The 20177-nt window shown below is 73.9% G+C and carries 18 protein-coding genes; 14 read left to right on the top strand and 4 right to left on the bottom strand.

The features are described 5' to 3' along the window. The 9 genes from IEZ11_RS45195 to IEZ11_RS45155 all read left to right on the top strand — a co-directional run bounded on the left by IEZ11_RS45195 (position 1) and on the right by IEZ11_RS45155 (position 9480). A complete protein-coding gene (locus IEZ11_RS45195) occupies positions 1-207 on the top strand; it encodes an MbtH family protein (RefSeq protein ID WP_189268898.1) in 207 nt (68 codons plus the stop codon). Continuing rightward, complete coding sequence (locus tag IEZ11_RS45190) at positions 204-1019, top strand: thioesterase II family protein (protein WP_189268897.1); 816 nt, start codon at positions 204-206, stop codon at positions 1017-1019. Before IEZ11_RS45195 ends, IEZ11_RS45190 begins: the two co-directional genes overlap by 4 nt. Beyond that, complete coding sequence (locus IEZ11_RS45185) at positions 1016-1726, top strand: thioesterase II family protein (protein WP_189268896.1); 711 nt, start codon at positions 1016-1018, stop codon at positions 1724-1726. The genes IEZ11_RS45190 and IEZ11_RS45185 overlap by 4 nt, the downstream gene beginning before the upstream one ends. Next, positions 1723-2565 carry an SDR family oxidoreductase gene (locus IEZ11_RS45180; protein ID WP_189268895.1) on the top strand — a complete coding sequence of 281 codons (843 nt, stop codon included), beginning with the start codon at positions 1723-1725 and terminating at the stop codon, positions 2563-2565. Before IEZ11_RS45185 ends, IEZ11_RS45180 begins: the two co-directional genes overlap by 4 nt. A 129-nt stretch (positions 2566-2694) precedes the next feature. After that, the gene (locus IEZ11_RS45175; RefSeq protein WP_189268894.1) at positions 2695-5652 is read left to right on the top strand and encodes a non-ribosomal peptide synthetase; all 2958 of its coding nucleotides are present in this window, start codon (positions 2695-2697) and stop codon (positions 5650-5652) included. After that, positions 5649-6956, top strand: a complete 1308-nt coding sequence (locus IEZ11_RS45170; RefSeq protein WP_189268893.1) for an MFS transporter — start codon at positions 5649-5651, stop codon at positions 6954-6956. Before IEZ11_RS45175 ends, IEZ11_RS45170 begins: the two co-directional genes overlap by 4 nt. Before the next feature lie 185 nt (positions 6957-7141). Further along, a complete protein-coding gene (locus tag IEZ11_RS45165) occupies positions 7142-7402 on the top strand; it encodes a response regulator transcription factor (RefSeq protein ID WP_189268892.1) in 261 nt (86 codons plus the stop codon). Between the two features lie 223 nt (positions 7403-7625). Further along, on the top strand, positions 7626-8660 hold the full coding sequence (locus IEZ11_RS45160) for a helix-turn-helix domain-containing protein (protein WP_189268891.1): 1035 nt from the start codon (positions 7626-7628) through the stop codon (positions 8658-8660). Positions 8661-8994: 334 nt separating this feature from the next. Beyond that, positions 8995-9480, top strand: a complete 486-nt coding sequence (locus IEZ11_RS45155; RefSeq protein WP_189268890.1) for a hypothetical protein — start codon at positions 8995-8997, stop codon at positions 9478-9480. 95 nt (positions 9481-9575) lie between these two features. Here the strand turns inward: IEZ11_RS45155 and IEZ11_RS45150 are convergent, their stop codons facing one another. The 4 genes from IEZ11_RS45150 to IEZ11_RS45135 form a co-directional block, all read right to left on the bottom strand. Further along, positions 9576-9752 carry a hypothetical protein gene (locus IEZ11_RS45150; protein WP_189268889.1) on the bottom strand — a complete coding sequence of 59 codons (177 nt, stop codon included), beginning with the start codon at positions 9750-9752 and terminating at the stop codon, positions 9576-9578. 254 nt (positions 9753-10006) lie between these two features. After that, positions 10007-10465, bottom strand: coding sequence for a pyridoxamine 5'-phosphate oxidase family protein (locus tag IEZ11_RS45145; protein ID WP_189268888.1), 459 nt, complete (start codon positions 10463-10465; stop codon positions 10007-10009). Positions 10466-10636: 171 nt separating this feature from the next. Beyond that, entirely contained in the window at positions 10637-11032 is a 396-nt protein-coding gene (locus IEZ11_RS45140; protein ID WP_189268887.1) for a ribonuclease domain-containing protein, read from the bottom strand. Positions 11033-11239: 207 nt separating this feature from the next. After that, positions 11240-12250 carry a Gfo/Idh/MocA family protein gene (locus IEZ11_RS45135; protein WP_189268886.1) on the bottom strand — a complete coding sequence of 337 codons (1011 nt, stop codon included), beginning with the start codon at positions 12248-12250 and terminating at the stop codon, positions 11240-11242. Positions 12251-12380: 130 nt separating this feature from the next. Here IEZ11_RS45135 and IEZ11_RS45130 point away from each other — a divergent pair, with 130 nt between their 5' ends. The 5 genes from IEZ11_RS45130 (at position 12381) to IEZ11_RS45110 (ending at position 20131) form a co-directional block, all read left to right on the top strand. After that, entirely contained in the window at positions 12381-13118 is a 738-nt protein-coding gene (locus IEZ11_RS45130) for a GntR family transcriptional regulator (RefSeq protein ID WP_189268914.1), read from the top strand. A gap of 177 nt (positions 13119-13295) precedes the next feature. After that, complete coding sequence (locus IEZ11_RS45125) at positions 13296-14441, top strand: ROK family glucokinase (RefSeq protein ID WP_189268885.1); 1146 nt, start codon at positions 13296-13298, stop codon at positions 14439-14441. Then, a complete protein-coding gene (locus IEZ11_RS45120) occupies positions 14438-15019 on the top strand; it encodes a sugar kinase (RefSeq protein WP_189268884.1) in 582 nt (193 codons plus the stop codon). Before IEZ11_RS45125 ends, IEZ11_RS45120 begins: the two co-directional genes overlap by 4 nt. A 97-nt stretch (positions 15020-15116) precedes the next feature. Beyond that, the gene (locus IEZ11_RS45115) at positions 15117-17927 is read left to right on the top strand and encodes an SCO1167/SCO6262 family helicase (protein ID WP_189268883.1); all 2811 of its coding nucleotides are present in this window, start codon (positions 15117-15119) and stop codon (positions 17925-17927) included. After that, complete coding sequence (locus tag IEZ11_RS45110) at positions 17924-20131, top strand: SWIM zinc finger family protein (RefSeq protein WP_189268882.1); 2208 nt, start codon at positions 17924-17926, stop codon at positions 20129-20131. Before IEZ11_RS45115 ends, IEZ11_RS45110 begins: the two co-directional genes overlap by 4 nt. The last annotated feature ends 46 nt before the right edge of the window (positions 20132-20177 follow it).

The following is a 20177-nucleotide window of genomic DNA, read 5'->3' as shown; positions in this document are numbered from 1 at the left end:
ATGAGCAACCCCTTCGACGACACCGACGGCTCGTTCCTGGTACTGGTCAACGACGAGGGCCAGCACTCGCTGTGGCCCGCCTTCGCCGACGTCCCGGCCGGCTGGCACGTGGCGCTCACCGCGGCGGACAAGCAGGAGTGCCTCGACTGGGTGGAGGCCCACTGGAGCGACCTGCGCCCGAAGAGCCTGATCGCGAGCATGGCATGAGCGCCGCCGCCCCGCCGGCGCCCGCCGCCCTGTGCGAGCCGGCCGCCCCCACGACCCCCTGGTTCCGCAGGAACCCGGTGCCCGACCCCGTGGCCCGCCTCGTCTGCTTCCCCCACGCGGGCGGCGTGGCCGGCGCCTTCCAGCACTGGCGGCGCCTGCTGCCGCCGGATGTCGAACTGCTCGCCGTGCAGTACCCGGGCCGCCAGGAGCGGCTGGACGAACCGCCGGCCGACAGCGTGGAGCAGCTCGCCGACCTGACGGCCGAGGCACTGGCCCCGTTCCTCGGACGTCCGCTGCTGCTCTTCGGCCACAGCATGGGCTCGATGGTCGCCTACGAGGTGGCGCGCCGGGTGGAGGAGAGCCATCCGGGCGTCCTGGCCCACCTGTTCGTGTCGGCACAGCGAGCCCCGCACACCGGGCCGCGCGGCACCCTGCACCAGGAGCCCGACGACCGGCTGGTGGCCCGGGTGCACCTGCTCGACAACCCCGGGGCGGCCGTCTACGACATCGCCGAACTACGGCCGCTCGTCCTGCCGTCGCTCCGCGCGGACTACCGGATGGTCGACCTCTACCGCCCCCGCCGCACCGTACCCCTGAAGGCCCCGATCACCGCGTGCGGCGGTGACGCCGACCCGGGCTGTCACGTCACCGAACTGCCCACCTGGCGCACGGCCACCACGGCCGGCCTGGACGTCCGGGTCTTCCCCGGCGGCCACTTCTACCTGGAGTCCCAGGCGGCCGAACTCGTCGCCCGTATCAGCGCCGCCGTCCCGCGCGACGGCGGGCCCGCCCGAGGAGACCGCGAACAGTGAAGCCCATCCGACTTGTCTGCCTGCCCTTCGCCGGGGCCGGCGCCTCCTTCTTCCGCGAGTGGACACCCCTGCTGCCCGAGGGCATGGACATCCTGCCGGTACAACTGCCCGGCCGTGAGGAGCGCTTCGCCGAACCACTGCTGACCGATGTGGAGAGCGCGGCCGACGAAGCGGCCGCACAGGTGACCGACGGTCTCGAAGGGGCCGCCCAGGTGGTGGTCTTCGGCCACAGCCTCGGCGCCGTGCTCGCCTTCGAGCTGGCCCGGCGACTGGCCGACACCGGTACGCCGCTCTGCGGACTCTTCGTCAGCGGCTCGCCCGGCCCGTGGAGCGGGCGGGCACAGCGCGCGACGGGCCTGGACGACGACGCCTTCCTCGCCAGCATCCGCGGCTTCGCCGGATACACGCACCCGGCGCTGGAGATCCCGGAGATGCGCGAACTGCTGCTGCCGCTGCTGCGCGCCGACGTCGAGATGCACGAGAACTACCGCCCCCGGTCCGCCGAGCCGCTGACGGTACCCGTCACCTCGGTGCGCGGACGGGACGACGAACTCGTCACCGCGGCCCAGGCCGCCGGGTGGGCCGAGGCCACCCGGGGCGGCTTCACCACCGCCGAACTGGACGGCGGCCACATGTATCTGACGACCGAGGCGGCCGGCCTGCTGGCCCGGATCGGCGAAGCGGCCGGGACGGCGGCCTCCCGATGACGGCGCCGCGCACCGGGCTCCTCGCCGGCAAGGCCGCGCTGATCACCGGCGCGGCCCGGGGGATCGGCCGGACCTGCGCCACGGCCTTCGCCCGGGAGGGCGCCGACGTCCTCCTGCTGGACGCGGCCGGCCCGGTCGCCGGCGTGCCCTACCGGTCCGGGTCCGCGAGCCAGCTCGACCACACCGCGGCGCTCTGCCGCGACCTGGGCGCGACGGTGCTGGTCCGGCAGGCGGACATCCGTGACCCGGGCGCGCTGCGGGACGCCGCGCGGGAGGCGCACCAGCGTTTCGGGCGGATCGACGTCCTGGTCAACAACGCCGGGATCGCGGCACCGTCCGGGCGGGCCGTGCACCAGTACGACGAGGACGAGTGGGAGGTGATGCTCGACATCAACCTCACGGGGACCTGGCGGGGCATCCGCGCGGTGGCCGACTACATGACGCGGCAGCGCGGCGGCAGCATCGTCAACGTCGCCTCCACCGCGGGCCTCGTCGGCTACCGCCACTTCGCCGGCTACGTCGCCTCGAAACACGGCGTGGTCGGCCTGACCAAGGCCGCGGCCCTCGATCTCGCCCCGCTCGGGATCCGCGTCAACGCGCTGTGTCCGGGTTCGGTGCGGGACGCGCCCGAGGCCGAGGGACTGATGCTGTCGGAGATCGCCCGTGCGCTGGAGATCCCGGTCGCCGAGCACGAGGCGACCTTCGTGCGCGACCAGCCCACGAACGAACTCGTCGAGCCCGACTCCATCGCGGAGGCGGCCGTGTGGCTCGCCTCCGACCGGTCCCGGCAGATGACCGGCAGCGTACTCACCGTGGACGGCGGCTTCACCAGCCGCTGAGCCGGCCGGCCCGGCTGCCGCCCCGGTCCGGGCCGTGACTTCTCGCCCTGCCCCGACCTGCCGACCCGGTCACGCGTCCGTTCCGCCCTTGTCGACCCACCCCTCGATCCACCGCACAGGAGGCTCTCCATGTCCGCATCCGGGACCGAACCCCCCCTTGTTCCCGGCGACCGCCCGTCGGCGGCGCACTGCCACGCCCTGCGCGTCCGCCTGCCGGCCGGGACCTCGGCGGACGACGTCGCCGCCGCACTGAGCGAGGCGGTCCGCGCCTGGTGGCCGCAGGACGCCCCGGAGCGTCTGCCACGGCTGTGGACGGAGCGGACGCCGGCCACGGCCGGAGCCCTCCGTGCGGAGCTGTACCGCCCCGTCGCTCCGGGCAGCCGGTTGCGTGCCGTCCTGTTCACCGGCCCCGGCCCCGGCGCCGAGACCGAGCTGGTGCTGACCGCGCACCGCGCCGATCTGGACATGGCCTCGTTGCGCCTGGTGGCCGACGTACTGCTCGGCCGCGTCCCGGCGGACCGGCCGCGGCCCCTGCGACCGGACTGGCCCGGACCGCGGCCCTCGCCGCCGAGCCGGCCGGACGGCGACCACGCGGGGCCCGCCGCCTGGGCCGAGGGCGATCCCACGGCCGGTACGGACACCGCCACCCTGGCGGTGCCGGTGCCCGCCACGGGCGGCGCGGGGCTCGACCCGGCCCTGCTCGTCGTCGCGACCGCCGTGGTCCAGGCCCGTTACGAGGGGGTGGAAAGGCCGGTGATCGGCGTCCTGACGGTTCTTCCCGGTCGGCCGGAGAGCGCGCTGGGCCCGTTCGAGGGGAACGTCCTGGTGCCCGTGGACGTGGGCGGCGGCCGGCCGGCCGAGCTCGTCGACCGGGCCCGGCAGGCGATCACCGCACCGCAGGCCTGGTGCGACCCGTCGACGTACGCCGAACTGACGAGCGGCGGACACCGGGTCAGGGCCGGTGTGCTCGCGGTGCCCGGCGGTGCCGGGCGGCAGGGGCCGGACGGGCTGCCCACCGTGCTGCCCTGCCTGGCCGGCACGTTCGACCTCACCCTGGTGCCGGACCGCGGCGCGGGCGGCGAGGACGTCCTGACCGTGCACCACCGCCTCGCCGAGATCGACGCCGGTTCCGCGGCCCGGTTCGCGCGCCATGTGGTGACCGCCTACACCCGGCTGGCCGCGCCCGCGCCGGAGGACCGGCCGGCCGTCGCGCTCGACATCGACCTGCTGGACGGCGCCGAGCGGGAGCAGCTGGTCCGCGCGGGCGGACCGGCGACCACGCCGGAGTGGCCGCCGTACCGCCTGGACGAGGCGTTCGCCCGGCAGGCGGCCCGGCGGCCGGACGCCGTGGCGCTCGTCTGCGAGGGCGACAGCATCACCTACCGGGAGCTCGACAGCCGTGCCGAACGGATGGCCGTAGGACTCCTCGCCCAGGGCGTGACCCCCGGCGAGCGGGTGGGGCTGTGCCTCGGCCGCTCGCCGGACCTGGTCGTCGCCATGCTGGCCGTGCTCAAGGCCGACGCCGTGTACGTGCCCATGGACCCGGCCCACCCCGCGGACCGGCTGGCCTACACGGCCGAGGACGCCGGCCTGCGCCTGGTCGTCACGGACGTCGACGCCCTGCCCGCCACCTCGGCGCGCGCCGTGCGCCCCGACGAGGTGGCCGCGGCGGGAGCGGACGGGACGCTCGCGCCGCCCGGCCGGGGTCCCGGGGAGGCCGCGTACGTCATCTACACCTCCGGTTCCACGGGCCGGCCCAAGGGCGTGGTCGTCCCGCACCGCAACGTCGTCGCCCTGATCGACGCCACCCGGGAGGACTTCGGCCTGGGGCCCGACGACACCTGGACGCTCTTCCACTCCAGCGCCTTCGACTTCTCGGTCTGGGAGATCTGGGGTCCGCTGCTGACCGGGGGCAGCCTGGTCGTCGTGCCCTACTGGGTCTCCCGTTCACCGGGGGAGTTCCGGGACCTGCTGGTCGAACGGCGGGTGTCCGTCCTCAGCCAGACGCCGTCGGCGTTCGCGCAGCTCATCGAGGCCGACCGCGGTCACGGCAGGCCCCTGTCGCTGCGGCTGGTGGTCTTCGGCGGCGAGCCTCTCGACACCCGTGTGCTGCGGACCTGGTTCGACCGCTACCCGGAATCGGCCTGCCGCCTCGTCAACATGTTCGGCATCACCGAGACCACGGTGCACGTCACCGCACAGACCGTCACCCGCCGCGAGGTGCTCGCGGGCTCCCGGTCGGTGGGCCCCGCGCTGCCCGGCTGGTACCTGTACGTGCTGGACGAGCGCGGCCGGCCGGTACCGTTCGGCGCCCCGGGCGAGATCCATGTCGGCGGTGCGGGCGTGGCCCTGGAGTACCTGAACCGGCCCGAGCTGACCGCCGAGCGGTTCCTGCCGGACCCCTTCCGGGGCGGCCGCATGTACCGCAGCGGCGACCGCGGCCGGCTGTGGCCGGACGGGCGGCTGGAGCACCTGGGACGACTGGACAACCAGGTGAAGATCCGTGGCTTCCGGATCGAACTCGACGAGATCCGCAACGTACTGCTGGACGACCCGGCGGTGACCGCCGCCGCCGTACTGGTGGCGGGCGAGGGGGCGCAGGACGCCGCGGCGGCGCGCATCGACGCCTACGTGGTGCTCGACGGTGACGACACCGCGGCGGTGCGCGGCCGGGCGGCCACGCTGCTGCCCGAGTACATGCTCCCCGCGACGGTGACCGCTCTCCCGGCGCTGCCGCTGACGGCCAACGGGAAGCTCGACACCCGACGGCTTCCGGCACCGGCCGCCGTCCGACGGCCGCCCGCCCCCGCCGCAGCGGTCCAGGATCCGCCCACCGCGCGCCGGCACTCCCGCGGACCGTCCGCGGAACTGTCCGCGCAGCTGGCCGAGGTGTGGGAGGCGGTCCTCGGGGTGCCCGTCGGCCCGGACGACAACTTCTTCTCGCTGGGCGGCAATTCGCTCTACGCCGTCCGGGTGGCCGCCGCCATGTCCGCCCGGCGGCTGCCCGCGCTGCCCATGCGGGAGCTCTACCTCCATCCGACCGTCCGCCGGCTCGCCAGGGCACTGGCCCCCGCGGCCGAGGCATGAGCCGCACGACCCGCACGAGCCGGGTGTCCCGCGAACGCCCGCACGGTGTGCGGTCGGCGGCGTTCCGCCGGCTCTCGTGGGCCTGGGCGGTCTCGATGTGCGGGGACGGGGCCCGTGCGGTCGCCCTGCCGCTGTACGTCACCGTGCACAGCCACGCCCCGCTCGCCGTGGCCGCGGTGGCGACGGCGGAGACCCTGCCGTGGCTGCTCGGCGCCCTGCCCGCCGGCGCCCTGGTGGACCGGCTGCCGCCGCGCACGGTGCTGGTGGTGGCCCACGCGCTGCGGGCGGTGGCGACGGCGGGACTGGTGGCGGTGCTGACGGCGGGAGCGCCCTCGGTGGCCGTGCTGTGCGCGTTCGCGTTCGTCCTCACCGCCCTCGAACTCTTCGCCGACCCCGCCTCCCAGGTGATGATGGTGCGGCTGGCCCGCCCCGACGAGCTGGAGGCGGCCAACTCCCGCTTCTACTCGATCAGTACGGTGGCGACGGGCCTCGTCGGCCCGCTGGCGGGCAGCGCTCTGTTCGCGGTGGGGCCGGTGTGGGCGTTCGCCCTGGACGGTCTCACCTTCGTGGTGTCCGCCGGGCTGACCGCCACGCTCCCCGCGCCGGGCGGGCCGGCCGCCACCGCCGGCCCGCGACGCCCGCGCGTGCGGTCCGAGATGGCCGAGGGCGCCCGGCTGCTCCTCGGCCACCCCGAACTGAGAGCGCTGGTCGTTCTGGTGGCGGCGGCCGGCCTGGCGGTTTCGGCGGTCAACACACTGCTGCCGCTGTACGCCGTCGACCAACTCGCCTTCGGCCCGCGCGCTGTCGGGCTCGTGGTCACCGTCTTCGGCGTGGCCGCACTGCTGGGGGCCGTGCTGGCCGCACGGCTGCCCGCGCGGGTCGGCGGCGCCCGAGCGATGATCTCGGGGATGGCGGCGGCGGGGGCGGCGTTCACCGCCTTCGCTCTGTTCCCCCGGCCCGCCGTGCTGTGGCTGGGGTGCGCTCTGGCCGGGACGGGGCTCGGCCTGTGGAACGTACTGTGCTCCAGTCGCCGGCAGCGCCTGACGCCACCGGCGGTCCTGGGCCGGGTCTCCGGTGTCTACCGCATGCTCGCCTGGGGCCTGAACCCCGTGGGCAGCGCACTTGCCGGCATCGCCGCGGCCGCGACCACCGTCCGCGCCCCGCTGCTGCTGGCGGGCGTGCTCGTCCTCGCCGTGCTCGCGGCGCTCGCTCCGGTACTGCGCCGGGAACAGAACTCCTCGCCCGATATGTCGACGTGTCCTCCTGATGCCAAGCAGTTAGCTGACGTGCCTTCTTCCTGGTGAGCGGGGCCCGCTCCCCGCACGCTGGTACCGGACGCGGTCACGTACCGGGCCGCGTCTCCCGCCGCCAGGAGAACTCGTCATCCGCCGGGGCGTCGACCGTGCGGCCTCGACAGCTCCTGGGACGGCTGACCGCGATGGAGCGCCCAGCTGTGGCCGGGCCGTATGCCTACTCACCAGGGGCTTTCATGTCTTTGCGAAAACTGGCCCAACCGACTTTCACCCCCAGGGAACGCGAAGTCCTCGTCCGGCTGTGCCGGGGGGAGACGTACCGGTCCATCGCCCGGGGCCTGGGTATCAGCCCGCACACCGTGGACACCCACATCCGGCGCGTCCGGAGCAAGGCGGGCGTCACCAACCGCTCCCAGCTGGTCATCCTCGCGGTGGAGCTGGGCTTCTTCCGGCCCGCGTCGCTGGAGGTCCGGACGGGACCGGGCGACGAGGGGTGACGGCCGCCCCCACGCCTCCGTGACGAGGGGCCCGCACCGGACCGGCCGGTGGGGGCCCCTCGTCACATCGGCCGTCGGCCCACCGCGCGCTCGCGGGGAACCGCTGCCCGGCCGCGGGGCTCGGTTCCGAAGGCCGGTCACGCGTAAGGAACGTCACGTGGTGTGCCGCCGCCTCGTCCTCGGGTCGCGTCGACCTTCGGCGCATCACGCGGATACTGGACGAATGAGCGAACCGAGAGCGCCGCTGGGCCATCTCCCCTGCGAGGATGACGACATCCTCGTGTACGGATGGATCGTCGACGGAGGGGGCTGCCGTACCGGCCAGGCGGCTTCCGAGCTCGGTCTTCCGCCCAACCGAGTGTCCGCGGCACTGGAGCGGCTGGGCAACCTCGGCCTGATCAGGGCCGTCGGGCCGGGGTCCGACGAGGTCATGGCGGTGGACCCCGACGCCGTGTCGACGATGCTGACCACACCCCTGCGCGACTCGATCCGCCGTCAGACGGAGCAGCTGGAGCACATACGCGGCACCATCGACCGGCTGCGGGACCGCTTCCTCCGGCGCAGGCCCGGCGACCAGGATTCCACCGTCGAGCTGGTCCCGACGCTGGAGGAGGTAAGGGCGGCCCTGAACCGGGCCTCGGCCGAGTGCCGGGAAGAGGTGGTCAGCAGTCAGCCCGGCGGCAACGCCCGGATTCCGGAGGCGATGGAGGAGGCCCTGGGCCGCGATCACGCGCTCCTTTCGCGGGGAGTGCGGATGCGCACCCTCTACCACCACACGGCGCGGTTCAACGGCCCGAGCCAGGCGTACGTCGCCGCGGCGACGGTCCTCGGCGCGGAGTACCGCACCTCGTACGAGTTGTTCGGCCGCCTGATCATCTTCGACCGCAGCCTCGCCTTCTTACCGGAGAAGACGGGGAGTTGGGGAGCGGTCGCCATCAGGGAGCCCACCATCGTGAGCTACCTCTACGACATATTCGAGCAGTCCTGGGTCCGGGCGACTCCCTTCTCGGACGCCGCCCAGGACGGTCTGGAACGCGTGGCGAAGGAGATCCACCACACCATCGTCGACCTGCTGGCCGCCGGTCTGAAGGACGAGTCGATCGCCCGTCGCCTGGGAATGTCGCTGCGCACGGCCCGCCGGCACATCGCCGACATCATGGACAGCCTGGGTGCCGAGAGCCGATTCCAGGCGGGCGTGCTCGCGGCGAAGACGCAACTGACGAACCGGCCGCCCGCATCCGGTACCGAGAACCAGTGACTTGAGCCGTCCTGTCGGTCTGCAGCAAAGTCATGGTTGGGGCGGGCACGCGTGCCCGCCCCCGACGGCGCCCGGTGACTCGGGACGAACCCGTCGTCCGCAACGCGTGGAACCGGCCTGAGAGCACGCTCTCACGCCCACGTCGGGGGTGGTCGTCGGTCCGTCGGGACGAGCGACAACAGTGTCACAGCGCGGCGGGACAACCGCTGCTGTGTCCACTCCGGTCAGGTGCCGGCGGGAGAGCGACCGGTCGGCCGGATCTCCTCCCGCATCGCTTCGACGAGGGAGCCGACACAGTATCTCCGCGTGTGCGGGACCACCTGAGGAGACGTGCATGGACGCAGAAGCACCGGACTTCCGGCTCGACCTGGAGCTGTTCCTCGAGGACATCGCGTTGTCCTTCGACACCCACGGCGGTCGCAGCGCGGCCGTGGTGTGGCCGCAGGGCGAGGCATCGGTCGTGCAGGCTCTCGTGGACGCCCACGGTCGGTCCGAGGTGCCGGTGGGGGATACCGCCCATGTCGTCGCACGCAAGTTCGGCGAGCTGGTGAACCGCCAGGTCTGCGTCGCGTATCGCACCGTCCGTGCCGGAGACGCCGACGAGGAGAGGCACATCGCGGCGGACGTCTTCGTCGTGATGCTGCAGGGCGTCGTGGAGGTACGGCTCGCCCCGCTCGGCACCCGGTGGCCCGCCCGGGTCGGGCAGTTCCAGCACCGCCTGCTGGCGGGCGAGGTGCTGTACATCCCGGCGGGCTTCAGCTGTGCCGTGTTCGGCCAGCGCAGCGTCGCGCTGCTGATGGAACTGGTCCTCGATGACTGAGGGCGCGCCCGAAGTCGCTGGGCACCCCACCCCCGCCGCGTGCCTTGCGGAGCACGGGCACATGACGGGGCGTGGGCCGGCCGGCGGGCGCTGGATCAACCGCCCCAGGAGGTGTCGTCGCAGCGCAGCGGCGCTTCGCAGGTCGCCTCGACTCTGGCGTGCTCCGGCCGTTCGTACCGACCGCCGTGGACGTGCCCCAGCAGGCCGACGGCGAGCAGGGCGGTGACCGTCGCGCAGAACCGTGTGAGGTGTGTGCGAAAGATGTACTTCATCCCAGTTCTCCTGTACTCGTTGTCTATGGCCGTATAGCGGCCGCGATGTCGCAACGATGTACAGCGTGAACTCCGCAGGGGGCCTACCGCGACAGAAGGACTCCCTCACCAAAATGCATGGCAGTAAAGCGACATGCAGAGAAGCTTCCCAAAGTGCAAGAGTGCGGACATTTGATATTGATCATCAACGTGTTTCCGCCAAGGTCCGAAGGATGCGGGCGGCGCCGCTGTGGCCCGTACGGACCCGGCATGTCCTAGCCGTCGACGTCGAGCACCGTGCCGTACAGCCGGTCCACCTTCAGCCGGATGACCACCCGGCGCTCGGCGGCCAACTCCTCCAGGAACGCGGCCTCGTCATCGGGCCTCGCGGCGATCGGGATCATCGCGAGCAGTTCCCGCCCGACCGCGTCCCCGGGGACCGTCGTGCTTTCGGAGACCACGGTCTCTCCTTCGGCGACGGCGAACGACCACACGTCACCGCCCGTCACGTGCAGCGCCGCACGTGGATTGTGCCGCAGGTGCCGGACTTTGACCCGGTCGGCCGTGGTCGAGAACCGTACGATGCGGGCTTCGGGGTCCCAGCTGTACGCCATGGTTGTCAGATGGGGGTGGCCGCTGCGCCTGACGGTGGCGAGCGTGCCGAACCGCTGTCGGCCGAGCAGGCCTGAAAGGGCTTCGTCGGACAGTGGGCGAGGCGCCGGGCGTCGAGTCATGAAGGGATCAACGCCCTTGCCCCTCCGGCAATTTCATGGACTCCAGCACGGGCCGAGGCGATGAGGACGTCCGTGCCCCTCGCCGTGGGGGGCGAGGGGCGGGAAGGCCGGCCGATCAGGGGGCAGGCCTCCAGCGGACCGCACTGTTCCTCGGATCGATCGACGGGTGACTCAGCAGCCGAAGTCGATGAGGTCGAACGTGACGTAGTGGTCGGAGGTGTAGTAGTCCTCCTCGTACTCCTCGCCCGTGACGATGCGGCGCGCACCGCGCGTGGAGGAGCCCGGGGTCTTCACGGTGTACTCGTGGTAGTAGCCGGACGGCTCACTGGGCAGGACGCCCTCCGAGTTGCGGAAGACGGTCCCGTCCTGCGAGTACGGGAACGGGCCGTCCGACGCGATCAGGTCGAGTGTGTCGTAGGCCTGCGACGGCAGATCGCTGTAGCAGATACTCCCGACCGAGGTGGCGGCGGCGTCCGCGGTGGCGGCGGTGACGGTACCGCCGACGAGGAGGGCGGACAGCAGGGCGCCCGCGGCGCCGATGCGGGTGATTCGTGGGGGGAATCTCATGGCTCCATGATGACGCGCGTAGACGATGGCATGTCAATGACAAGTCTGAAGAATTTCCCGCCAAGTCCGTTAAGTTTTCGGGAAGTTAACCTGGCGACCGAGCCCGCGCCGAGGTAGGTGTCGCGGGCCGGTCCGGTGCGGATCCGTCGGCCGTGAGCGGTGATGCGAGGGGCCGCGGCCTCCCGGTGTGCCGGTGGCCGCTGCCGGTCAGGCCAGGCGGTCCGGGATCTCCGCGAGCGCCACCGGTCTGCGCTCGTGCCGGGAGATCTCGCAGGCCTCCGCGATCCGCAGCGCCTGGAGTGCCTCGCGCCCGTCGCAGGGGTTGGTCAGCTGGCCCCGCACCACGTCCACGAAGGCGCACAGCTCGGCCTCGTAGGCGGGCCCGAACCGCTCCAGGAAGCCGGGCCACGGCTTGTCCGCGGGCGGTGGCCCGGTCGGCTCGGTCGAGGCCACCGGCGTACGGTCGTCCAGGCCCACCACGACGGTGTCCCGTTCGCCGGACAGCTCCATCCGCACGTCGTAGCCGGCGCCGTTCAGCCGGGCCGCGGTGGCCGTGGCCAGCGTGCCGTCGTCCAGGGTGAGCACCGCCGCGCCCGTGTCCACGTCACCGGCCTCGCGGAACATCGCGGGCCCCGCGTCCGAGCCGGTCGCGTACACGTCCACGACCTCGCGGCCGGTCACCCAGCGCAGTACGTCGAAGTCGTGGATCAGCGTGTCCCGGAACAGCCCGCCGGACAGCGGCAGCCACTCCGGCGGGGGCGGGGACTGGTCGGAGGTCAGCGCCCGTACCGTGTGCAGCCGGCCGAGCCGGCCCGAACGCACCGCCTCGCGGGCACCGATGTACCCCTTGTCGAACCGCCGCTGGAAGCCCATCTGGAGGACCGTCCCGGCCTTCTCCACCTCCGCCAGGGCGTGCAGGGTGCCGGGCAGGTCGAGGGCGATCGGCTTCTCGCAGAAGACCGGCAGTCCGGAGCGCGCGGCCCGGCCGATCAGGTCGGCATGGGCGGAGGTGGCGGCGGTGATCACGACGGCGTCCACGCCCCACTGGAAGATCTCGTCCGTCCCCGGCGCCGCCGTCTCGCCGAGCCGGTGCGCCAGATCCTGGGCCCGCCGGGGATCCACGTCCGTGAGGATCAGCGATCCGACCTCGCGATTGCGGCTGAGCGTGTTCGCGTGGATGGTGCCGATGCGGCCCGTCCCGATGACCCCGATGCGCATGGGAACAAGGTGCTGGTGAAGCCCGCGCGCTGTCAATCCGTATGTCCGGACAATCGAACTACACAACTTCCCGTCAACCCGTCACGGAGATACGCTCGGGCCCGTGCCGAAACCAGATGTGGACCCGACCGTGTCGCTCGACCTCAGTGTGGACCGGAGCTCCCCGGTGCCGTTGTACTTCCAGCTCGCCCAGCAGCTGGAGGCGGCCATCGAACACGGCTCGCTCACCCCCGGCAGCCTGCTGGGCAACGAGATCGAGCTCGCCGCACGGCTCGGCCTGTCCCGCCCGACCGTCCGCCAGGCCATCCAGTCCCTCGTGGACAAGGGCCTGCTCGTACGCCGTCGGGGTGTCGGCACCCAGGTCGTGCACAGCCAGGTCAAGCGCCCGCTGGAGCTCAGCAGCCTCTACGACGACCTGGAGTCGGCAGGCCAGCGCCCCGCGACGAAGGTGCTGGCCAACACCGTCGTCCCGGCGTCCGCGGAGGTCGCGGCCGCGCTCGGGCTGGCCGAGGGCACCGAGGTGCACCGGATCGAGCGGCTGCGGCTGGCGCACGGCGAGCCGATGGCGTACCTGACCAACTACCTGCCGCCCGGCCTGCTCGACCTGGACACCGTCCAGCTGGAGGCGACCGGCCTGTACCGGCTCATGCGGGCCGCCGGGATCACCCTGCACAGCGCCCGTCAGTCCATCGGCGCGCGCGGTGCCACGGCCGCCGAGGCGGAGCGGCTCGCCGAGCCCGAGGGCGCCCCGCTGCTCACCATGCAGCGCACCACGTACGACGACACCGGCCGCGCCGTCGAGTTCGGCGACCACATCTACCGCCCGACCCGGTACTCCTTCGAGTTCCAGCTGCTCGTACGGTCCTGAACGCGCCGAGATTCTGGTTCTAATGTCCTGACAATATGACGAGGGTTGTGCGGCGCCCCTCCGGGGGCGCGGGGAACTGTGCGACCAGCCACGACGCACCGGCACCCGGCGACGGCGCGCATCTCCTTATGTCCCCCGAACGGCACCCTTTCTCACGGTGAGGCACAATCAAGCCCGATGAGCACCTACCGCGACCTCACCGCCCCCATCGGCTCCCGCCGGGCCCCGGTCCTGCGTACCGTCGGCACCAGGGAGCGCCGGTCCCACCTGACGGCCCCGCGCGTGCCGACGGTCGGCATCGACATCGGCGGCACCAAGGTCATGGCAGGCGTCGTGGACGCCGACGGCAACATCCTGGAGAAGCTCCGCACGGAGACCCCGGACAAGTCCAAGAGCCCGAAGGTCGTCGAGGACACGATCGTCGAACTGGTCCTGGACCTGTCCGACCGGCACGACGTGCACGCCGTCGGCATCGGCGCCGCCGGCTGGGTCGACGCCGACCGCAACCGCGTGCTGTTCGCGCCGCACCTGTCCTGGCGGAACGAGCCGCTGCGCGACCGGCTCGCCGGCCGGCTCGCCGTGCCCGTCCTGGTCGACAACGACGCCAACGCCGCCGCCTGGGCCGAGTGGCGCTTCGGCGCCGGCCGCGGCGAGGACCACCTCGTCATGATCACGCTCGGTACCGGCATCGGCGGCGCCATCCTGGAGGACGGCCAGGTCAAGCGCGGCAAGTACGGCGTCGCCGGCGAGTTCGGCCATATGCAGGTCGTGCCCGGCGGCCACCGCTGCCCGTGCGGCAACCGCGGCTGCTGGGAGCAGTACAGCTCCGGCAACGCGCTGGTCCGCGAGGCCAAGGAGCTGGCCGCGGCCGACTCCCCGGTGGCCTACGGGATCATCGAGCACGTCAAGGGCAACATCAACGAGATCTCCGGCCCGATGATCACGGAGCTGGCCCGCGAGGGCGACGCGATGTGCATCGAGCTGCTCCAGGACATCGGCCAGTGGCTCGGCGTCGGCATCGCCAACCTCGCCGCCGCCCTCGACCCGTCCTGCTTCGTGATCGGCGGTGGCGTCAGCGCCGCCGACGACCTGCTGATCGGCCCCGCGCGGGACGCGTTCAAGCGCCAGCTGACCGGCCGCGGCTACCGCCCCGAAGCCCGGATCGCCCGCGCCCAGCTGGGCCCCGAGGCCGGCATGGTCGGTGCCGCCGACCTGGCCCGGCTCGTCGCCCGCCGGTTCCGGCGCGCCAACCGGCGCCGGGTGGAGCGCTACGAGCGCTACGAGCGGTTCGCGGAGGCCCGCCGTACCCGGGACACCGCATGACCGCTGCGCTGCCCCGCCAGGCCGCGTCCCCGGAGGAACCGCGGCGCCCGCCCGAGACCCCGGGGCACAAGGCCAAGCGCCGGGCGCTGACGCTGCTGATCATCGGGCTGCTCATCGGTGTGCCGGCCGGCTATCTGGTGATCTCCGCCGCCCAGAGCCGCGACAGCGGCAAGGACAAGGAGTCCAAGTACTCGGCGACCGGCCTCACCGCGGGCTGGCCGTCGAAGGTGCAGCGACGCCTCTACCAGGTGCCGGTCCCGCACCCGGCCGACACGATCGCCTACTACGAGACCAACAACTGGAAGACCAGCCGTCTCTACGTCCAGTTCCGCACCAACAGCGCCGGACTGGACAGCTTCCTGGAGGGCATGGGCGTCAACCGGGACGCGCTCAGGAAGGACGACATCACCATCAGCTCCCGCGACCAGAAGATCAGCGGCTGGAAGTTCACCGGCCCCGGGACCTGGTCGGGCCTGACGCACAAGCAGAAGAACCCGGCGCCCACCCAGGACGTGGTCGTGAACACGGCCGACCCCAACTTCCCGATGATCTACGTCGTCTCGCGCACCGTTCCGTGAGGCGCCGCCCCGGCCGGTCGCCGGGGCCGGTTGTCAGACCCCGCCCGTACAGTCGAAGACGTCTGATCCGACAGCTGGGCGGGAGGTGGCAGAACGTATGAGCGGCACGACGGCCGAGGCCGACCCGGGCGTACCGGTGCGCCTCGCGGCGGTCTATCTGCCCGCCGACCTCCCGCGCCAGGGCCGGATCGCCTTCTGGGACCCCGACGGGGACCCGCTGCCCGCCGCCGCGACCGAGGAGCTGACGGTCGTACGACGGCACGGCACCACCGGTGTCCGCCGCCGGCAGGTGCCCGCGCTCACCCTGCCGCTCGCCGACGCCCTTCCGCTGCTCGTCCGGGCCCGCCGCGACCCGGCCGCCCATCCCGCCACCGCCTGCTGGGGCGCCGCCGCCCTGCACGCGCTGCGGCTCGCCGCCCGCGGCCGGCTGCTGCCCGGCCTCACCCCGGCCGGCCACGACGCCTGGCGGGCCGGCCCCCTGGAGCCCGCCGACATCGCCCACCTGCGCGCGGTCGCCGCCGCCCTGCCCGCCGAGGGCCACGCCGTCCCGCTGCCCGGCCCCGGCCCGCTCCTGCTGCCCCGGCCGGAGGCACTGATCCGCTCCTTCCTGGACGCGGTCGCCGACACCCTGCCCCGCACCCCGGCCGCCCCGTACACCTCGGGCCGGCCCTTCGCCGCCCGCGAACCCCAGCGGCTGCCCGACGCCCACGAGTGGGCCGCGGAGGTCGCCGCCGGCATGGACGCGGGCGTGCGGATCTCGCTGCGCCTGGACCTGTCGGCGTACGACCTGTTCGACGACGCCGAGGGCGCGCGCCGCGCGGGAGCGGCGATCGTCCAGGTGCACAGCCTGGCCGACCCGACCCTGCTGACCGACGCGGCGGCGCTGTGGGCGGGCACCTCCGACGCCGCCTTCGGCCCCCGCGCGCGGGTGGACGCGGCACTGGCCGTGCGCCGGGCCGCGCGGGTGTGGCCGCCGCTGGACCGCCTGGCGGAGCAGGACGTGCCGGACGTGCTCGCGCTCTCCGAGGAGGAACTGGGACAGCTGCTCGGCGTGGCGGCGACCAGACTCGCCGCGGCCGGCGTCGCCGTGCACTGGCCCCGGGACCTGGCCCAGGACCTGACCGCCGCGGCCGTGGTCCGCACCGCACCCGGCTCGGCCACCGACGGCACCGGCTTCTTCGAGAGCGAGGAACTGCTCCAGTTCCGCTGGCAGCTGGCGCTCGGCGGCGATCCGCTCAGCGACGCCGAGATGGACGCCCTCGCCGAGGCCCACCGCCCTGTCGTACGGCTGCGGGACCGCTGGGTGCTCGTCGACCCCGCCCTCGTCCGCAAGGCCCGCAGACGCGAACTGGGCCTGCTCGACCCCGTCGACGCGCTCTCCGTGGCGCTCACCGGTGAGGCCGAGGTGGACGGCGAGCGGGTCGAGGCGGTCCCCGTCGGCCTCCTCGCGACCCTGCGCGACCGCCTCACGGCCGGCCTCCGTCCGGCCGAGCCGCCCGCCGGTCTGCACGCCACCCTGCGCGACTACCAGCTCCGCGGTCTGGCCTGGCTCGACCTGATGACCTCCCTCGGCCTCGGCGGCTGTCTCGCCGACGACATGGGCCTCGGCAAGACGATCACCGTCATCGCCCTGCACCTGAAGCGGGCCCGCACCGAGCCGACCCTGGTGGTCTGCCCGGCCTCGCTGCTCGGCAACTGGCAGCGGGAGATCGCCCGGTTCGCGCCCGGCGTCCCGGTCCGCCGCTTCCACGGCCCCGACCGCACCCTGGAGGGCCTCGCCGGCGGCTTCGTCCTCACCACGTACGGCACCATGCGCGCCACCGTGGCCACGCTCGCCGAACAGCCCTGGAGCATGGTCGTCGCGGACGAGGCACAGCACGTCAAGAACCCCTACTCGGCCACCGCCAAGGCGCTGCGCACCATCCCGACCCCCGCGCGCGTGGCCCTCACCGGCACCCCCGTGGAGAACAACCTCTCCGAACTCTGGGCCCTCCTCGACTGGACCACCCCGGGACTCCTCGGCCCGCTCAAGTCCTTCCGCGCCCGGCACGCCCGCGCCGTGGAGAACGGGGAGGACGCGGAGGCGGTGACCCGGCTGGCCCGCCTGGTCCGGCCGTTCCTGCTGCGCCGCAAGAAGTCCGACCCCGGGATCGTCCCCGAACTCCCGCCCAAGACGGAGACCGACCACCCCGTCCCGCTCACCCGCGAACAGGCCGCGCTCTACGAGGCGGTGGTCCGTGAGTCGCTGCTCGCCATCGAGACGGCGGACGGCATCGCGCGCCGCGGCCTGGTGCTCAAGCTCCTCGGCGCCCTCAAGCAGATCTGCGACCACCCCGGGCTGTACCTGAAGGAGGAGTCCCGCATCGAGGGACTGGCCGCCCGCTCCGGCAAACTCACCCTGCTCGACGAGCTGTTGGACACCGTGCTGGCCGAGGACGGCTCGGTCCTCGTCTTCACGCAGTACGTCGGCATGGCCCGCATGATCACCGCGCACCTCCAGGCCCGCGCGGTCCCGGTCGACCTGCTGCACGGCGGCACCCCGGTGCCGGAGCGGGAGCGCATGGTCGACCGCTTCCAGGCCGGTGCGACCCCGGTCCTCGTGCTGTCCCTGAAGGCCGCGGGCACCGGCCTCAACCTCACCCGCGCCGGCCATGTCGTCCACTTCGACCGCTGGTGGAACCCGGCAGTGGAGGAACAGGCCACCGACCGCGCGTACCGCATCGGCCAGACCCAGCCGGTCCAGGTGCACCGCCTGGTCACCGAGGGCACCGTCGAGGACCGCATCGCCGAGATGCTGGAGGCCAAGCGGGCCCTCGCCGACGCGATCCTGGGCTCCGGCGAGTCCGCCCTGACCGAACTGACGGACCGCGAGCTGTCCGACCTGGTGTCGCTGCGGAGGACGTCATGAGCGACGGGGCCGAGCAGCGTCCCGGGGACGCGGCCCGGCGCGCGCTGCGGGCGGCGCGCGGGCACGGGGCGGAGACCGGGGGCGACGGGACCGTCCCGCCGGGGGCGGCGGTCGAGGCGGCGGCCGAGGCAGCGGGGGAGCGCGCGGAGCGGGCGCCCAGGCCGGGGGACGCCGCACGTCTGGCGCTGCGGGTGGCCGCCGCCGCGAAGGGGGCCGAGCAGCGGCATACCGAGCCCGAGCCCGAGCCCGAATCCGAGCCCGGCGCCGGTGCTGCCGCCGACGGTGACGGCGAAGGCGGCGGTAACGGGCAGGCCGGCCCCGGCCCCGGCGCCTTTGCCGCCGTCACGGCCGTCCCGCCGTCCGGTCGTCCCGGAGACGTCGCGCGGGCGGCGCTGCGGGCGGCCCGCGCGGAGGCGCGGCGGGCCGAGGAGGCCGCTGCGGCGGACGCCCCGCAGACCTCCCAGCCCCGCCCGGTACGGCGATCGCCCTCGCCCTCGCCGTCACCGGCTCCGGCGCCCGCGGCTCGCGGCCGCACCGCCCGCGACCTGAAGCAGTACCTGGCGACGGCGTTCCTGATGCCGAAGGACGAGACCGACCCGGCTGACCCGGCTGACCCGATTGACCTGGCTGACCCGACTGACCCGGCTGAACCGGCTGAGCCCGTGCAGGCCGGCGTGCGGGCGGGCCGGGAAGCTCCGGCGGAGCGCCCCGAGGGCGCGCGGCCCCCGGCATGGCGGCTCTCCCGGGCCACCGACGCGGCTTCGCCGCACGCCTCTGCCGCCGCGCTTCCCGAACCGGCCGAGGACGCGCCCGCCGCTCCCGCACGGCGCCCCGCGCCGGCCGAGGTGCCCGCTCCCGCCGAGGCCCCGCACCACCCGGAGCCGAGCACCCCCGCTCCCGGCCCCGCCGCCCCGGGCACCTCGACCGTTCCCCGCCTGCCCCCCACCATGGCCACCCCGCACCGCGACACCGAACTCCGCCGCACCTTCCCTTCCCTCTCCTCCGGTGCCTCCGCAGCCGGTTCCGGCTTCGCGGAGACCTGGTGGGGCAATGCCTGGGTGCGGGCGCTGGAGGAGGGCGCGCTGGACGTCAAGCGGCTGGCGCGGGGGCGGGGTTACGCCGAGCGCGGGCACGTGGACGCCATCACCGTGACCCCGGGGCTGGTCCTCGCGTATGTGCAGGGGAGCCGGCCCCGGCCGTACCGCGTGCAGCTGAGCCTGCGGACCTTCGGCGAGGACGAGTGGGAGCGGCTGCTGGAGGCCGCCGCCGACCGGCCCGCCGACATCGCCGCGCTGCTCGACAAGGAGCTGCCGCAGACCCTCGCCGACAGTGGGGTGCCGTTGCTGCCGGGGCCCGGCGAGCTCGAACCCCGGTGCAGCTGCCCGGACTTCGGCCACCCCTGCAAGCATGCGGCCGCCCTCTGCTACCAGACCGCGCGGCTGCTGGACGCCGACCCGTTCGTGCTGCTCCTGCTGCGCGGCCGCGGGGAGCGCGAGGTGCTCGACGCGCTGTCCCGGCGCAGCGCCGCCCGCGCGGCCCGGGAGCGGCGGCCGGCCTCGCTGCCGGGCGTCCGGGCCACCGAGGCTCTGGTGCCGCGCCGGCTTCCGCCGCTGCCGCCCCCGTCACCGGCCCCGGCGCACCCGGAACAGCCCCCGGTCTATCCGGGGGTGCCCGGCGGCCCGGACCCGTTCGCGCTGGACCAGCTGGCCACCGACGCGGCGGCCCGCGCCCACGCCCTGCTCACCACCGGACGCGACCCGGTCGGCGACCTGACCCTGTGGCAGGACGCGGTGCGGCTCGCCGCGGCCCGCCCGGGTTCCGGCCTGACCGCGTCCACCCGTGCCCTCTACGCCGCGCTCGCGGACGCCGTGGACCGTACGCCGGGCGACCTGGCGCGCGCGGTCGCCGCCTGGCGCCAGGGCGGCCTGGCGGGGCTGGCCGTGCTGGAGGAGCCCTGGGACCCGCCGGCCGGCCGCTTCGACCGGGCCCGGCCGCTGCTGCTCGCCGCCGACCTCCCGGCCTTCCGGCCGTGGCGCAACCACCTCACCCACCCCGGCGGCCGGCTCCAGCTCCGCTTCGGCCGCGACGGCCTGTGGTACGCCTACGAGTCGGAGCCGGGCCACGACGACTGGTGGCCCAGAGGCACCCCCGACCTGGACCCGGTGGGCGCGCTGACCGGCCTGGGCGCATCGGACGACCTCTAGGTGTTGCGGGTCAGGACGTCGGTGACGGCGCACAGCGGTGGGCGAG

Origin of the sequence: Streptomyces fuscichromogenes, assembly GCF_014645815.1 — a bacterium.
GTDB classification, from domain to species: Bacteria; Actinomycetota; Actinomycetes; order Streptomycetales; family Streptomycetaceae; genus Streptomyces; species Streptomyces fuscichromogenes.
This window is presented reverse-complemented; position numbering and strand designations above follow the sequence as displayed.

Excerpts from the sequence above, each read along its gene's own strand:
- IEZ11_RS45195 (WP_189268898.1), top strand. The coding sequence starts at position 1 with ATGAGCAACCCCTTCGACGACACCGACGGCTCGTTCCTGGTACTGGTC.
- IEZ11_RS45190 (WP_189268897.1), top strand. The coding sequence starts at position 204 with ATGAGCGCCGCCGCCCCGCCGGCGCCCGCCGCCCTGTGCGAGCCGGCC.
- IEZ11_RS45180 (WP_189268895.1), top strand. The coding sequence starts at position 1,723 with ATGACGGCGCCGCGCACCGGGCTCCTCGCCGGCAAGGCCGCGCTGATC.
- IEZ11_RS45175 (WP_189268894.1), top strand. The coding sequence starts at position 2,695 with ATGTCCGCATCCGGGACCGAACCCCCCCTTGTTCCCGGCGACCGCCCG.
- IEZ11_RS45170 (WP_189268893.1), top strand. The coding sequence starts at position 5,649 with ATGAGCCGCACGACCCGCACGAGCCGGGTGTCCCGCGAACGCCCGCAC.
- IEZ11_RS45165 (WP_189268892.1), top strand. The coding sequence starts at position 7,142 with ATGTCTTTGCGAAAACTGGCCCAACCGACTTTCACCCCCAGGGAACGC.
- IEZ11_RS45160 (WP_189268891.1), top strand. The coding sequence starts at position 7,626 with ATGAGCGAACCGAGAGCGCCGCTGGGCCATCTCCCCTGCGAGGATGAC.
- IEZ11_RS45155 (WP_189268890.1), top strand. The coding sequence starts at position 8,995 with ATGGACGCAGAAGCACCGGACTTCCGGCTCGACCTGGAGCTGTTCCTC.
- IEZ11_RS45150 (WP_189268889.1), bottom strand. The coding sequence starts at position 9,752 with ATGAAGTACATCTTTCGCACACACCTCACACGGTTCTGCGCGACGGTC.
- IEZ11_RS45145 (WP_189268888.1), bottom strand. The coding sequence starts at position 10,465 with ATGACTCGACGCCCGGCGCCTCGCCCACTGTCCGACGAAGCCCTTTCA.
- IEZ11_RS45140 (WP_189268887.1), bottom strand. The coding sequence starts at position 11,032 with ATGAGATTCCCCCCACGAATCACCCGCATCGGCGCCGCGGGCGCCCTG.
- IEZ11_RS45135 (WP_189268886.1), bottom strand. The coding sequence starts at position 12,250 with ATGCGCATCGGGGTCATCGGGACGGGCCGCATCGGCACCATCCACGCG.
- IEZ11_RS45125 (WP_189268885.1), top strand. The coding sequence starts at position 13,296 with ATGAGCACCTACCGCGACCTCACCGCCCCCATCGGCTCCCGCCGGGCC.
- IEZ11_RS45120 (WP_189268884.1), top strand. The coding sequence starts at position 14,438 with ATGACCGCTGCGCTGCCCCGCCAGGCCGCGTCCCCGGAGGAACCGCGG.
- IEZ11_RS45115 (WP_189268883.1), top strand. The coding sequence starts at position 15,117 with ATGAGCGGCACGACGGCCGAGGCCGACCCGGGCGTACCGGTGCGCCTC.
- IEZ11_RS45110 (WP_189268882.1), top strand. The coding sequence starts at position 17,924 with ATGAGCGACGGGGCCGAGCAGCGTCCCGGGGACGCGGCCCGGCGCGCG.